This window comes from Arthrobacter sp. MDT2-3 (genome assembly GCF_059090465.1).
Map to the genome: position 1 here is coordinate 60,400 of NZ_JBNHFS010000010.1, position 14,787 is coordinate 75,186.

A 14,787-nucleotide genomic window follows, 5' to 3' on the forward strand; every position below is an offset into this window, starting at 1 on the left:
CGGGCTGGGAACAACCATGAGCACAATATTTGTCACCGGCGGCTCCGGCCGCCTGGGCCGCAGCGTTGTGGCCGGACTTGCCGGCAAGGGCCATCAGGTCATCTCGGTGGACCGCGACGCCGTCCCCGCTGAACAGCTGCCCGCCGGCGTCGTGCAGGAAACTGCCGACCTCCTGGCCCCGGGTGAGGCGCTGCGCCTCCTCCGGGAAACCACGCCCGACGCCGTCATCCACCTTGCGGCGATAGCGGTACCGTTCAGCGCGCCTGAGGACGTCATCTTCGCCACGAACACCCGGCTCGCCTTCGCCGTGATCAGTGCGGCGACGGAGGTCGGCGTGCAGAAGATCGTCACCGCCAGCAGCCCCACCGTGCTGGGCTACGGTTCACCCGCAGGCTGGCTGCCGCCGTCGTTCCCGCTGGACGAGCGGACCCCGCCGCGGCCCTGGAACGCGTACGCGCTGTCCAAACTCATCGCAGAGCAGACAATGCAGACTTTCGCTGCCGCCCAGGGTGAGAAGATCCGCTATGCGGCGTTCCGCCCATGCTTTGTCATCTCGCCGGAGGAATGGGAAGGCGCACCGACGCAGCAGGGCCACACGCTCGCCGAACGGCTGGCCGATCCCGCCCTGTCCGCGCCCGCACTGTTCAACTACGTGGATGCCCGGGACGTGGCGGACTTCCTGGACCTGCTGCTGGAGAAGATGCAGTCCATCCCCAACGGGGAAACCTTCTTCGTCGGAGCCGCGGATGCCCTGGCCACCGCGCCGCTGGCCGAACTGATGCCCAAGTTCCTGCCCGGAAGCGAGGCCCTCAGCGCAGGACTCGCGGGCACCAGCCCGGCCTTCTCCATTGCCAAAGCACAGGAACTCCTGGGCTGGCACCCCACGCGCAGCTGGCGCACCGAACTGAAGTCCCATCCCACCCTCAACGACGAGAACTCTGCGCTGGTTACCGCCGGCAGCGGAGCCAAGGAGACACCATGAAATTCGACGGCGTACTGTTCTTCCCCGTCACCCCCTTTACGGCTGAAGGCGCCGTTGACGTAGCGCTGCTCAAGGAACACATCAGCTCCCGCCTCCCGTTCGGCCCCGGCGGTGTTTTCCCCGCCTGCGGCACTGGCGAATTCCACGCCCTCAGCATCGAGGAGGTCCGCACCGTGGTGACGGCCGCCGTCGAGGTTGTCGCAGGAAAGGTTCCGGTAGTAGCAGGCGCCGGCGGCCCGCTGGGCCACGCCATTGCTGCGGCCCGCGCTGCCGAAGAAGCAGGCGCGGACGCACTCCTGGTGCTGCCGCCGTACCTGGTCACCGGCCCCACCGACGGGCTCGTGGCGTACATCGAGGCTGTGGCCAACGCCAGCAGCCTGCCGGTGATCGTTTACCACCGCGGCAACGCCAAGTTCACCGCCACGTCCATGGCGCAGCTGGCTGCCAACCCCAAGGTGGTCGGCTTCAAGGACGGACTGGGCGACGTCGGCCTGGCCCAGGAAATCGTGTCCGCAGTCCGTGCCACCGGACGGGAGGACTTTGCGTTCTTCAACGGCCTGCTGACCGCCGAACTGACCCAGGGCGCCTACCGCGGCCTTGGCATCCCGCTCTACTCCTCGGCCGCCTTCGCGATGGCACCGGAGATCGCCAAGGCCTACTACGACGCGTACATGGCCGGCGACGAGGACCGCCGCAACGCCCTGCTGGAAGGCTTTTACGCACCGCTGGTCCGGCTCCGCGACCAGACTCCGGGCTTCGGCGTCTCGCTGATTAAGGCGGGCCTGCGCCTGGGCGGACTGCCCGTCGGCTCCGTGCGCCCGCCGCTGGTTGACCCCACCGAGGAGCAGCTGGTGCAACTGAAGGCCATCCTCGCCAAGGGCTACGAGCTGGCTGGCCGCTGATGAGTGCCCCCGCAACTGTTGCCGTCCGCACGGAACCGCGCATCACGGGCCTGAGCACCCGGCTCATCACCGTTCCGCTGCGTCGCAGCTGGGGTGTTGAGGCGCCGGAAAACCACGTGATCGCCACAGAGATTCACACGGACGACGGCGGCGCGGGGCACGGTTTCTCCTGGACGCCCACCATTGGTCCGCAAGCGGTCAAGGCCCTGCTGGACTACGACATCGCCCCGTTCATCACCGGGCTGCCCGCCAACCCGGAGGTTGTGTGGGACGCGGTATGGAAACGGCTGCATGAAGCCGGCGGCGGGGGATTGACCACCATCGCCATGGCCGGGGTGGACCTTGCCCTCTGGGATCTGCGGGCCTCCCGAGCCAACACCTCCGTCACCGGACTCCTGGGGCAGCGCCAGGAGTCCGCGGAGGTGTACGGCTCGGGAGTAAACCTGCACTACAGCCTCGAGGAGCTCGTAGCCCAGACTGAGCGGTGGGTTGCCGCCGGGCACCAGGCAGTAAAGATTAAGGTGGGCAAGCCGGACATCCGCGAGGACGCCGAACGCGTGGCCGCAGTCCGCTCCGTCCTTGGGCCGGACCGGAAGCTGATGATCGACGCCAACCAGCGCTGGGACCTGCCCACTACGCTCAAAGCCCTGGACGTCCTGTCCGGGTTTGGCCTTGAGTGGCTTGAGGAGCCCATCCGCGCGGACGACCTCTGGGCCTACCGCAGGCTCCGGAAGCACTCGCCCGTGCCGATCGCCCTCGGTGAAAACCTGCACACCATCTACCGCTTCCGCGATTTCATCGAAGCGGAAGCAGTGGACATCATCCAGCCCAACATCATCCGGGTGGGTGGGATTACACCGTTCCGTCGCATTGTTGAGCTTGCACGGACCAACAGCATCAAGGTGATGCCGCACCTGTTGCCGGAGCTGTCCGGCCAGCTGGCGCTCACGCTCGCGGAGCCCACGCTGGTGGAGGACGTGGAGGAGGCCTCCTTTGAGCAGCTGGGGATCCTGGCCGCCCCTTCGCCGGTCCGGTTCAGCAACAGCCGGCTGACGCTCACCGACCAGCCCGGACTCGGCCTTCGCTTCCACCACGCAGGCTAAGCAGATCAACGCAGACTCGATGCATCCAGACACGAAGAACAGGTACCTCAAGTGACAACTGCAACTCTTTCCCTGTCCGAGCTCACGGCCGCCGCCACGGAGGCAGCCAAAATCTCCGCAGCAGCCTCTGATGCGGAACGTGCCGCCTGGCTCACGGCCGTGGCCGACGCGCTCGACGCCAACGCCGCGGAACTGGTGGAGATCGCGGATTCCGAGACGAGCCTTGGCGCAACCCGTCTTACGGGCGAAGTGGCCCGGACCACCGGGCAACTGCGCCTGTTCGCCCGCGTGATCACCGAGGGTTCCTACCTCGAAGCCGTGATCGACCATGCCGACCCCAACTCCACGCCACCCAAGCCGGACCTCCGCCGCATCCTGCGGCCCATCGGCCCGGTTGCAGTGTTCTCCGCGTCCAATTTCCCGTTCGCGTTCTCGGTAGCCGGCGGAGATACCGCGTCCGCCCTTGCTGTGGGCTGCTCCGTCATCGTCAAGGCCCACTCGGGCCACCTGCGCCTCTCGGAGCGGACAGCCGAAATTATGGCCGAGGCACTGTCTGCCGCAGGAGCGCCGGAAGGCCTCTTCGCCCTGGTGGCCGGCCGCGAGGTGGGAACGGCGCTGGTACAGGATCCCGCCATCAAAGCAGTCGGCTTCACCGGCTCCATCCCCGGTGGCCGCGCCCTCTTCGACCTGGCCACGTCCCGCCCCGAGCCCATCCCGTTCTACGGCGAACTCGGCAGCCTGAACCCCGTCGTCGTTACCGAGCGGGCCCTGGCAGAGCGCGCCGCGCAGCTTGCCGAGGGGCTGGCCGGATCCTTCACCCTTGGTGCCGGCCAGTTCTGCACCAAGCCCGGGCTGGTCTTCATTCCGGCTGGAACGGACTTCGCCGCGAAAGTGGCGGAGGCCAGCAAGGACAAGCCTGCGCTCGGCATGCTGACCACCCGGATCGCCGAGGCGTACCCGGACGGGCTGCGCAGCTTCGCTTCCGTGGAAGGCGTTGACGTGGTGAGCGGCAGCGTGGACCAGGATGCGGTGTCCAATGGAGCCGCCCCGGTGGTCTTCTCCACCTCCGCGGCGAAGGCTCTTGAGCGCCCGGAGGAACTGCTGGAGGAGTGCTTCGGCCCCACCACCATGCTGATCGAATACACGGACCAGGAGGAGCTGTCCGCAGTCCTGGCCAGGGTACCGGGCAGCCTGACCGCCACGGTGCACGCGGAGCCGGGCGAGGACGTGTCCGGGCTCGTGGAGCAGCTGTCCAACCTGGCCGGCCGCGTCCTCTTCGACGGCTGGCCCACCGGCGTGGCCGTCAACTGGGCACAGCAGCACGGCGGTCCCTACCCGGCCACCACCTCGCTCTTCACCTCGGTGGGTGCGACGGCGGTCCGCCGGTTCCAGCGCCCTGTTGCCTACCAGGATGCGCCCGAAACGGTCCTGCACCCGGCCCTGCGCGAAAGCAACCCGCTCGCCATCCCGCGCCGGGTGGACGGGGAACTCATCCTCCCCTAGGAAACGCTCTCTCAGTTGATGTGGGTTAAACCGAAACGCTCTCTCAGTTGCTTGCCTGTACTCCGGCTTCGACTGAGAGAGCGTTTCGCGTTTTGGCGCATTAAGTGAGAGAGCGTTTGATTAGAGCTGGAGCGTGGTTGGCCGCTGGAGGCCGTTGACCGTCGTCGAGGGCCACCGGGGGTCCACGGTAAGGACCTGCAGTCCGGATTCGGTGAGCTGGACGGTGTCCTCGATCTTGACGCCGGGCCCGGACGGGTTCCAGGTGAAGGCCTGGTTCAGGACCACTGTGTCTGTCGCCGCTGCGGTGACCCGGGGGTCGCGTCCCGCGTAGCCGGCTGGCCCGCCCTGATGGTGCAGTTCCCACTGCTCGGTGCCAAAACCGTGCCGCGCGTAGGCGGCCTGGATCTCGGCAAAGATCCGGTCCAGCCTGGCGCCGGGGACGGTGGCGTCGAAGATATCGGCTTCCACTGCTGCGATGCGGGCCTCGGCGTCGCGCTCTTCCGGGGTGCCGGCGTCGAACCTTAACCAGCGGGTGATGTTGGCCACCAGGCCGTCCCGGCGGGCGCACACCACCGCCATGGCCCGGCGCCCCAGGGGCGCGTGGGTGGCCAGCGGGTGCCGGAAGTCGCTTCGGCTGCTGCCGTTGCACAGGAGGACCAGCGGCTCCGCACCGGCGGCTACAACCCGGGCGGCCAGCGTGGATGCCAGCTCAAACTCGGTGGTTTCCGGCCGTGCCGTTGAGAGCACGTCGGTCATGATGGCAGCCACGTCGGCGCTGAGGCGGGCATACCGCGCGCTTTCAGCCGGGAGCAGCTGCTGGCGGGCCGCGCGCAGCTCAGCTGCTACGGCTCCTTCGGCAAGGGGTGCGGCCTTCCCGGTGGTGCCGACGGCGGCTGCCACCTCGTGCAGGTTGCCGTACCAGGGCACCGAGTGGAGGGTGACGCCGGAGGGCAGTTCCTCGGCAGCGATGCGGCCGGCTTCATTGTTGAAGGTGACCAGGTGGTCGCCGTCGCGGTCCACGAGGACGGCTGCGATGGGATCGCCGGCCAGGCTGATGTGCACCCGGCTGCCGTCCAAGTACCACGTCAGCGCCGTGTGGGTGGTGAGCAGCAGGGAATCCTGGCCCTTGGCGTCGAGGATGTCCAGGACCCGGCTCCGCTTGACCGCGCGGTCCTCCGCGGAGGCTGGTGCCACCCGGACGCCAGGAGCCGCAACGGGTCCTGGTGGCGTCGGGTCCAGCATCGCGGTGCCGCTCCCTCTGCCCGGAAGCGGTGCGGTGTCTGCTGTTGTCTGGCTCATGAACGATTCCCCTGCCGGTTGATCAATGCTTCGATGTCTGCTGTGCCCAGGATGCCGTCGGCCACAAACACGGTGATGCTGCGTTGGACGGAAGTGCCCGGTTCTGCGAGAACCGGGGTGTCCCAGGCGAGTGACTGGCCCACTCCCGGGTAGCCGTCCACCCGGACGAACCAGGGGTCGGTGGAACCTTCTGCCGCGACGAAAACGAGGGTGGCGCTGCCGTGCGGCGTGCCGCCCTGGGCAGTCCCGCCGTCGGACGTTCCGGCCTCGAACGTCCCCGCCTCGAACTTCCCCGCCCAGGCGAGCCAGGGCGTTACCGAACCGTGCACCTCGGATTCGCCGGCGCCGGCGGGTGTCCAGACGGCGGCGCTGTCGCAGGCCGGCAGCCTCCAGAAGAACCCGCCGTAGCCTCCTTCGTGGCGGCCGTTGGAACCGGGGCTTCCGAGGCTGACCGGCTGGTTCCCGGCCGGGGAGAGGGCGAAGTCCAGGGACAGCTGCCAGGCGGCGGAACTGATGCCGGACCAGGTCCAGGTTCGGTCCTCCACCAGGACGGGGGTGCCGTCGGGCCCGTTCCAGCTCAGGGTCTCCTGCAGCCGGCCGTCGTGGCCGCGGGACGTGGCGGCCGTTTCCTCAATAAGAGTTGCTGTGCTGGTGATGCAGCCGTGGTCCGGACGCCAAACGTATTGTCCGGCTTCGCGTGTGTAGGTACGCCCGCCCCAGAAATTGATGCCGTCCACGTCCTGCAGGGCCACGCCGACGCCGAGGTGCCAGACGTGGTCCAGCGGCTGGTGGTCCGTCACCACGGTGCCTTGAAGGGTACGTACCGGGTGCAGGTAGGGCCGTGGCGACGAGACAGCGCGGATACGGCTGCCGTCCTGGTACTGGGCGATGGCCTGGCCGTCCAGCGTCAAAGTGCGGACAGGCGGGAGGGCCCGCGCCCACGGCACTCCCAGCTCGGCAAAGGTGGCCTGCGCCTTGATGGCGCGCTCGATCAAGGTGCCGATTCCGTGAACAACTGGATGGGCGTCGTCGCCCTCGCCTTCCCACGTGATGCCGGCCGCGGGGATGGCTTGGGGTGCCGGGGCTGTTCGGATGGCCTCCAGCACGGAAGTGAAAGCACCGGTGTCCGGCAGGGAACACAGCAGCCGGGCACCCGTCGAGCGGGCATCCAACAGGTTCTCGAGCAGGTCGGTGCGGCCGAATTTCTCGCGGCGCTCGCCGTCGGCGGTGCTGATGACCACCTCGTCCCGGGTATAGAAAAACGTGATCTCGCCGCGGGTTCCATGCACCGTGACGGACGGATCCTGCTGCTCGGGCGCGCACAGCGTCAGCCCGCAGAGCAGTGTGGTCCCGCCGGTGGTGCGGACGCGGATGATGGACGTGTCATCGCTCTGGGTGTCGTGTGCCCGGTAAAGGTCTGTCTCCACTGTTTCCACGTCCGCGAGCGTGTGTGCTCCTGCCATATGCAGTGCGGTGGCCACGGCGTGGGCGAGGGCGTTGGTTGCCACACCGTCCACCACGTCGATGCCGTCCAGGCTGCGCTTCCCGGCCCAGCGCGAACGCTTGAAGTAGGCCTTGTTCCGCACCCACTGCCCTTTCGCGCTCAGGCCGAGGATGTCACCGATCCCGCCCGCTTCCACCAAACGGCGAATGGCGGGCAATGCGTGGGATCCCAAGCTCTGGAAGCCCACCTGGACCAGCAGCCGGGCCGTTTCAGCGGCTGCCAGCACCTCCTGGAACTGGGCGAGGGACGCCACGGGCGGCTTCTCCACATAGACATCCTTGCCCGCTGCCAACGCCGCGAGGGCCAAGGGGGCATGCGTCTGGATGGGGGTGGCAAGGATAACGACGTCGACCCCCGGATCCGCTGCCAGCAGCTGTCCCAGGTCATCGAAGACGGCTACCGACTCTGCCAGCCGTCCTTCTGCGGGAGGATTGGGGTCTGCGACGGCGACCAGTTCCAGGGCCCCGGCTTCCTCGAGCCGGGCGAGGTTGGCAAGGTGGCGTTCGCCGAATCCGTGGACGCCCACCAAGGCTATGCGCGGAACCGCTGCCGGGTCAGTTGCCGGTGCCGTGTGGGTGCTGTTCTCCGCGGTGGCGGATTGTTGAGTCATCAGGAAGTTCCTCCCGGGCTGAAGGTGGTTTGGAAGTCGGGTGTGCCCGCAGCAGCCGGGCCGGATGTGTCCGGCTGCGTGGCATGCAGCGTGGAAGACAGGAAGTCGAGGGCTTCCTCCTGCATCCGGGCCGTAAAAACATGGCCGCCCGGCCAGAAGGTTCCGGTGTAGCTCCCCGGGCGGTGCAGAGACTCCAGGATGCGGTGGGCCTCACGCATGCCGTCTTCGGGGAAAAGTTCATCTGCCAGGGCGTATTGCACCAGCAGGTGTCCTGCGCCGGATCTTGCCGTGAGCTCAGGCCAGTCACCCAGCCGCCACAGGCCGGGGGTCTGCAGCAGCCAGGAATGCGCGTCCAGGTGGGCGGGAAGAAGCGACCGGAAAGTGGTCATCATGCACGTCACCACGTAGCTGCGGATCCGCGGACTCAGGGCGGCAAGGGCCAGGGCGCGGCCACCACCACCCGAGAAGCCGATGCAGCCCAGCCGGGCCTGGTCCACGTCCGGCAGTCCGGCGAGAATCTCCAGGGCCGCCAGGTCGTCATGGGCCACCATGCCGGCGAGGCTGGTGCCCAGCAGGCCGGCGGTCTTGGCCACGGTTTCCTCGTGGAATGCGGCGGCGGCGTTGTATTCATCAGCTTCGGAAGGCACGACGCCGTCCTGCCGCCACTGCGCCAGCCGCGCCTCCAGGGCCGAGGCCGTCCGCCACGGCGGAACGGAGAGGTCAAAGCGGCGGCTGCCCCAGGCGAACGTGTCGTGGGCGAGGACGGCGAAGCCCCTGCGGGCCACCTCGGTGGCAAGCGCGCGGCCGTCGTAGTGGCCTGCCCGTGCGTTTTCCGCCGAGGCATGTGATTCCGGGAGTTCCACCAGCCGGTCCGCCCCGCCGAACTTGTTGCCCCCATGGCAGTGCAGGGCAAGGACACCGGGCAGGGGTCCGGAAACCCCGGCCGGCCGGACCAGCCAGCCAGTGGTGCGGGGGCCGAAACCCAACTGCCAGCTGAGCTGGGAGGTGGTGACGCCGTCGTACGTTTTCGCCCAATGGACGGTTACCTCAGGCTGCTGGGACGCGCCAGGTACCCCAAGCGCGTCCGCAAGTTCCTGCGACGCCGGGGCGGCGGCCTGGTACCGGGGGTTTTGCTGAACATAGGCAGGCCAGTGGCCGTAGCCGGCTATCGCGCTGGGCCGTGGTGGCCTGGCTTTGAAGGTCAGTTCGGCATCGGGGCTCACTGGCCTGCCTCCTGTTCTGATGTTGCAGTGCGGAATTGTCCGGGCGTGGGGTTAGCCCAGGTTCGAGTTGACCTCTTGGATAAAGGCCTTGGCAGCATCCCGCGGTGAGGTCTTTCCGAACAGTACATCCGTGTTGAGCCGGTTAATGACCTCCATGGTGGCCGACGATCCGGCGGGGAAGGGCAACGGCGGCTCGATCTTCAGCTCGGCAATCCGGTCCAGGTATTCCGCTTCCTTCTGCTGGGATTCCTTGAGGAGAGGCGTGATGGCGGCCTTGAGTTCGGTGTTGGCAGGCATGCCGCGGTCGCTCTTGATCTTGGTGGCCGCGTCCACGTTGTTCACCAGGTAGTTGATGAACATGGCTGCTTCCTTGGGGTGAGCCGACTTCGAAGAGACGGCGTATTCCATGGAGGACCGCAGCCACGTGCCCGGCTGCTTGCTCTCATTCGGGAGCTTCATCATCACCAGTGGTGAACCCGAGTATGAGTTCATCTGGTTGCTCCAAGAGATCTTCATGCCCTGCTTGCCCTGGCCCATCAGCGTCAACTCGGGCTGGGCAGAGTTGTCCTCGACAGTCTGGGAGGCCGACGGTGCGGCGCCGGTTTCCATCAGCTTCTTGTTCATCTCGAACCACTCGGTGGCGGTGTCCTCGCTGATGCCCAGCTTCTTGCCGTCATCGGTGTAGAGGTCCTCGCCGTGCTGGCGTGCCCATACCGCAAGGAACGAGTCGTTGGTCATGGGGGTGGTTCCAAAGGTTCCGGCCGGAGACTTCTTGGTAATCTCGGCGGCGATTTCGGCGTAGTCGTCCCAGGTCCAGGTCTCGTCGTCGGGCAGCTCGACTCCGGCGGCCTCGAATACTTTCGGGTCGACCACCATGGACATGGAGTTGACGCCGGCGGTGATGGTGTACTGCTTGCCGTCGATCTTGCCCAGGTCCACTGTGCCCTCTGCGAACTCTGACGTATCGATCTGGTCCTTGACCTTGTCCAGGTCCAGCAGCACGCCCCGGCTCGCGTATTCACTGGGATAGGCACCGCTCATGGCGAAGACGTCCGGAGTGGTGCCCCCGGCGATCTGTGTGGCCATCTTGTCCCAGTAGGAACTGAATTCCGTGTTCTCGCCCTGCACCTTGATGGTGGGGTTCGCCGCTTCGAAGTCCTTAATGACTTCCAGGGTGGTCTTGGCGCGGGAATCGTTGCCCCACCAGGCGAAGCGGATGGTGACGGGGTCTTCAACAGTCCCCACCTTGCTGGCTTCCGGACTGCTGCCGCAGCCTGTTAGAACGAGTGCCAGCGCTGCCGATGCGCCGGCGACTGCCTTGGACGACTTTTTGAGACTAAACCGCATTGTCCTGCCCCTCAGTTGGTGTTTTCCGGTGAAGTGACGCCGGTAACAGAAAGCGTTTTCTCAAAAACTAACAAAGGGCTATACAAGAGTCAAGAAACCGTTTACTTTGGTACCGAGCCGCTTTTGAATCCGAACCACCGCCAGGTGATGCAACGGATGACCGCCACTCCTGGTCCGCTTCTTTAGGAACTGCGCCCGGGGCGGTGGGCGTCCGTACTCGCTCCGGCGATACCAAATACGTGGAGGCCACGATGACCAAAGGAGACCACATGGCCGCTAAACACATACCCAGGGCATCGCGCCCGGCTGGAATGCCGGCTGCAGCGGGCCTGCTGCACGGAACGGGGTTGCCGCAGTGAGCGCCATCAGCGAACTCAGCTCGATTTCCCGGAAGAAGGGTAAAGCGACCCCGGAAGAGAAGAAGGCGAACAGCCGCGACAATAAGGCCGCGTATATCTTCCTGCTGCCGTGGCTGGTAGGCCTCGTCGCCATCACCATCGGCCCGATGCTGATGTCCCTTTACCTGTCCTTCACGGACTACAACCTCCTCCAGCCTCCGGAATGGGTCGGTTTGGAGAACTTCACCCGGATGCTCACGGACGCCCGGCTGCACAACTCCCTGGGCGTGACCTTCACCTACGTTTTCATCGGCGTCCCGCTCCAGTTGGCCGTGGCGCTGCTGATCGCCCTTGTCCTGGACAAGGGCCTGCGCGGGCTGCCGTTCTACCGCTCGGTGTTCTACCTGCCGTCCCTGCTGGGCGGGTCGGTGGCTGTTGCCATCCTCTGGAAGCAGATTTTCGGCACTACCGGCTTGGTCAACCAGGTCCTTGCGATGTTCGGTATCCAGGGACCGGGCTGGATCTCGGATCCCAGCACGGCCCTTGGTTCCATCATCCTGCTGCACGTGTGGACCTTCGGCGCTCCCATGATCATCTTCCTGGCAGGCCTGCGGCAGATCCCTGCCATGTACTACGAGGCGGCAAAGGTTGACGGGGCTACCACCCTCCAGCAGTTCTGGCGGATTACCATGCCGATGCTGAGCCCCATCATCTTCTTCAACCTTGTGCTCCAGATCATCGGTTCGTTCCAGTCGTTCACCCAGGCGTTCATCGTCTCCGGCGGTAACGGCGGGCCCTCGGACTCCACCATGTTCTTCACCCTGTACCTCTACCAAAAGGGATTCGGCCAGTTCGACATGGGCTACGCGTCCGCCATGGCCTGGCTCCTCCTGGTGATCATCGGCATCTTCACCGCCATCAACTTCATCGCTTCTAAGTATTGGGTTTTCTATGACGACTAAGCTTGAGACGCTGCCCACCCCGGAGACTGCCGGCGCGGGCAAGCCTACGAACCGCCGCAAGCCCAAAGTCAGGGAGTCCCGGGGCACCCTGGCCTTCAGCAAGGCGCAGCGCAGCAAAGCGCTGATGAAACATGCCATCCTCATCCTTGCCGGCGGGCTCATGATTTACCCGCTGCTGTGGATGGTGGTGTCCTCGCTGCGGCCCAATGAGCTGATCTTCCGGGAGCCCGGCCTGTGGCTGAACAGCCTGGAGATGAGCAACTACACGTCCGGTTGGTCCGCGCTGACCCACCCCTTCGGGCACTACATGATCAACTCCGCGATTGTGGTGATCGGATCCATCCTGGGCAACCTGATCTCGTGCTCGATGGCTGCGTACGCCTTCGCCAGGCTGCAGTTCACCGCCAAGAAACTGCTGTTCGGCATCATGCTGCTGACCATCATGCTTCCGTTCCACGTGGTGATCGTCCCGCAGTACATCCTGTTCTCGCAGATCGGCTGGGTGAACACGTTCTGGCCGCTGATCGTTCCCAAGTTGCTGGCAACGGAAGCGTTCTTCGTCTTCCTGATGGTGCAGTTCATCCGCGGCATTCCCCGCGAACTGGACGAGGCCGCCAGGATCGACGGCGCCGGCCACCCGCGCATCTTCCTGCGGGTCATCCTGCCGCTGATGGTGCCGGCACTGGCCACCACCACCATCTTTACCTTCATCTGGACCTGGAACGACTTCTTCGGCGCCCTGATCTACCTGACGGACCCGGACATGTTCACGGTTCCGGTGGCACTGAGGGCCTTCGTGGATGCACAGTCGGCCACGAGCTGGGGATCGCTGTTCGCGATGTCCATCGTGTCCCTGTTGCCGGTCTTCCTGGTGTTCCTGTTTGGCCAGCGATTCCTCATCAAGGGCATCGCGACAACCGGCATCAAGTAGTCCCTGCCGATCAGCAGCGCGGCAGTTGCTGATGGCGCTCCGGCACTTCGCGAAACGGCCCGTCCGATGGCGGGCCGTTTCTGCAGTTACAAAAGAGTCATCAAAAACATCTTGTAATACAAGTTGAGCACTTGTAGCATTAGGTGCAGAAAGCGGTTTCCCGTTTTCCCCTCCTGCTCCTGGTTTCATCCCCCCACCCAATCCCCAGCACCTGATCAACCAGCATCATGATCAAAGAAGATCGGAGTATCCAGTGCCGCTATTTACCCGCCCTGCGTCTGCTGCCAAGCAATCGGCAGAGACACCCACCACGGGCTCACGCCGCCCGCTACGCAAGACAGGCCTGGTAGCAGCCGCTGCCGCCGTCGTCATGGCCCTTAGTGCCTGTGGCGGAGGAGCTGCTTCGGAAAGCGCCGATGGTCCCGTCGAACTGCGTTTCTCCTGGTGGGGTGGCGACAAGCGGGCCCAGCTGACGCAGGAAGCCATCAAGCAGTTCGAGGCTGAAAACCCCAACATCAAGATCAAGCCCGAATTTGGTGACTGGAGCGGCTACTGGGACAAGCTGGCCACTCAGGTCGCGGCCAACGATGCCCCGGATATCATCCAGATGGACGAAAAGTACATTACTGAATACTCCAGCCGCGGGGCCCTTCTGGACCTGTCGAAGTACGAGATCGACACCTCCAAACTCGACGAAGCCGCGCTCAATGCCGGCAAGAGTGATGACGGACTGACCGGCATCGCTGCCGGAATTAACGCCGCAACCATCCTGGCCAACCCCAAAGTCTTCGAAGCCGCTGGAGTGCCGCTGCCCGACGACTCCACCTGGACCTGGCAGGACTTCGAACGGATTGCCACCGAAATCACGGCCAAGTCTCCCCAGGGCACCTACGGCGCCGCAGCTTACGGAACCGATGAGGCTTCACTGGGCGTCTGGCTCCGCCAGAACGGCAAGTCCCTGTACACGTCCGACGGCAAGTTGGGCTTTGAGCCGAGCGACATCGCCGAATGGTGGGAGTTCCTGAAGCAGCTCAGCGAGAAGAAGGCAGTTCCGTCCGCTTCCGAGGTGGTAGAAGCTGAGGCCGCGCCGCTGGACCAGAGCGGACTCGCCACCGGCAAGAACGGCATGGCGTTCTGGTGGTCCAACCAGGCTCCTGCCCTCGAAAAGGCATCCGGTGGTGACCTGAAGATCCTGCGGTTCCCCACTAAGACCGGAAAGGCCGATGACGCCGGACTCTGGTACAAGGCTTCGCAGTTCTGGTCTGCTTCCTCACGCACCAAGCACCCTGAGGAAACGGCCAAGTTCATCGACTTCTTGGCCAACAACGTCAAGGCCGGTGAAGCGCTCCTGGCCGACCGCGGTGTCTACCCGAACTCGGATGTCCGGGCAGCCATTGAATCCAAGCTGACTCCTGCTGACGTCAAGGTGGTCAAGTTCATCGACCAGATCAAGGACGAGCTGGGCGAGGCTCCTGCTCCGCCGCCGAAGGGCGCCGGCTCCATCCAGGAAATCATCAAGCGCTACACCTCTGAGGTTCTGTTCGAGCGGCTATCCACGGAAGAGGCTGGCAAGAAGGCGCATGACGAGATGAAGTCCGCCATCAGCAGTTAGCATTCACGCCTAGTTTTCACACCGCCAACAAACACGGCTCTGGACACCTTGGGAGGACGCCTCCTCCGCCCATAACGTCCGACGGCGGGTGGCAGCTCCGTCCCGGCAGGAACCATTGGTTCCTCCCGGGACGGAGCTGTTTAAGGAGTTGTTCGGGCCGTCAGTGGTAAGCCGCTACAAGCCGTGGGACCCAAGGCGTCTGCTTATTCGGCCCGGTCGCCCGACGGGATAAGGACCCGCCGCCGCTGGGGCGGAAGGTTGCTTGGCGCAACACGGCCGAGTACCTGGACCGAGTGCTTCGCGGCCATCGGTAATGCGGTTCCTGGCAGGGGTGGGGCAGTGGACCGGTAGGTATGGCCCGTGGGTGTGCGGAGTTCTACTGAGTGTCGGGGTCCCGGGATGGGTGTGGCTGTCCATCCGGGTGCTTCTTTGGTGTGGTTGCAGGCTTCGCAGAGGCCTTGTCCGTTTCCG

General features: G+C 65.3%; 11 protein-coding genes and 1 pseudogene. 7 read left to right on the forward strand and 5 right to left on the reverse strand.

Going from position 1 to position 14,787, the window contains the following annotated elements; translation table 11 throughout:
• Positions 1-16: 16 nt before the first annotated feature.
• Genes AC5RUQ_RS20700 through AC5RUQ_RS20715 form a run of 4 tightly spaced genes read left to right on the forward strand, consistent with a single transcriptional unit; the run spans position 17 to position 4,490 of the window.
• Positions 17-982 (forward strand): NAD-dependent epimerase/dehydratase family protein, encoded by a 966-nt coding sequence (locus AC5RUQ_RS20700; protein ID WP_493949141.1) that lies wholly within the window; start codon positions 17-19, stop codon positions 980-982.
• On the forward strand, positions 979-1,884 hold the full coding sequence (locus tag AC5RUQ_RS20705) for a 5-dehydro-4-deoxyglucarate dehydratase (protein ID WP_493949143.1): 906 nt from the start codon (positions 979-981) through the stop codon (positions 1,882-1,884). Before AC5RUQ_RS20700 ends, AC5RUQ_RS20705 begins: the two co-directional genes overlap by 4 nt.
• The gene (locus tag AC5RUQ_RS20710) at positions 1,884-2,987 is read left to right on the forward strand and encodes a mandelate racemase/muconate lactonizing enzyme family protein (RefSeq protein WP_493949144.1); all 1,104 of its coding nucleotides are present in this window, start codon (positions 1,884-1,886) and stop codon (positions 2,985-2,987) included. Before AC5RUQ_RS20705 ends, AC5RUQ_RS20710 begins: the two co-directional genes overlap by 1 nt.
• 51 nt (positions 2,988-3,038) lie before the next feature.
• The gene (locus AC5RUQ_RS20715; protein ID WP_493949145.1) at positions 3,039-4,490 is read left to right on the forward strand and encodes an aldehyde dehydrogenase (NADP(+)); all 1,452 of its coding nucleotides are present in this window, start codon (positions 3,039-3,041) and stop codon (positions 4,488-4,490) included.
• A 120-nt stretch (positions 4,491-4,610) separates the two neighbouring features.
• Here the strand turns inward: AC5RUQ_RS20715 and AC5RUQ_RS20720 are convergent, their stop codons facing one another.
• From AC5RUQ_RS20720 to AC5RUQ_RS20735, 4 genes are read right to left on the reverse strand one after another with little or no spacing between them, the layout of a single operon-like run.
• Entirely contained in the window at positions 4,611-5,732 is a 1,122-nt protein-coding gene (locus AC5RUQ_RS20720) for a M24 family metallopeptidase (RefSeq protein WP_493949158.1), read from the reverse strand.
• Between the two features lie 53 nt (positions 5,733-5,785).
• A complete protein-coding gene (locus tag AC5RUQ_RS20725; protein ID WP_493949146.1) occupies positions 5,786-7,903 on the reverse strand; it encodes a DUF6807 family protein in 2,118 nt (705 codons plus the stop codon).
• Complete coding sequence (locus tag AC5RUQ_RS20730; protein ID WP_493949147.1) at positions 7,903-9,126, reverse strand: acetylxylan esterase; 1,224 nt, start codon at positions 9,124-9,126, stop codon at positions 7,903-7,905. The genes AC5RUQ_RS20725 and AC5RUQ_RS20730 overlap by 1 nt, the downstream gene beginning before the upstream one ends.
• Positions 9,127-9,177: 51 nt before the next feature.
• Positions 9,178-10,473, reverse strand: coding sequence for an ABC transporter substrate-binding protein (locus tag AC5RUQ_RS20735; protein WP_493949148.1), 1,296 nt, complete (start codon positions 10,471-10,473; stop codon positions 9,178-9,180).
• Positions 10,474-10,828: 355 nt separating this feature from the next.
• On the opposite strand from AC5RUQ_RS20735, the gene AC5RUQ_RS20740 reads away from it, so the two are divergent.
• From AC5RUQ_RS20740 to AC5RUQ_RS20750, 3 genes are all read left to right on the forward strand, one after another.
• The gene (locus AC5RUQ_RS20740; RefSeq protein ID WP_493949150.1) at positions 10,829-11,773 is read left to right on the forward strand and encodes a carbohydrate ABC transporter permease; all 945 of its coding nucleotides are present in this window, start codon (positions 10,829-10,831) and stop codon (positions 11,771-11,773) included.
• Positions 11,763-12,704 carry a carbohydrate ABC transporter permease gene (locus AC5RUQ_RS20745; RefSeq protein ID WP_493949151.1) on the forward strand — a complete coding sequence of 314 codons (942 nt, stop codon included), beginning with the start codon at positions 11,763-11,765 and terminating at the stop codon, positions 12,702-12,704. Before AC5RUQ_RS20740 ends, AC5RUQ_RS20745 begins: the two co-directional genes overlap by 11 nt.
• Positions 12,705-12,957: 253 nt before the next feature.
• Positions 12,958-14,316, forward strand: a complete 1,359-nt coding sequence (locus tag AC5RUQ_RS20750; protein WP_493949152.1) for an ABC transporter substrate-binding protein — start codon at positions 12,958-12,960, stop codon at positions 14,314-14,316.
• Between the two features lie 203 nt (positions 14,317-14,519).
• Here the strand turns inward: AC5RUQ_RS20750 and AC5RUQ_RS20755 are convergent.
• Positions 14,520-14,787, reverse strand: a pseudogene (locus AC5RUQ_RS20755) (HNH endonuclease); the annotation flags it as partial.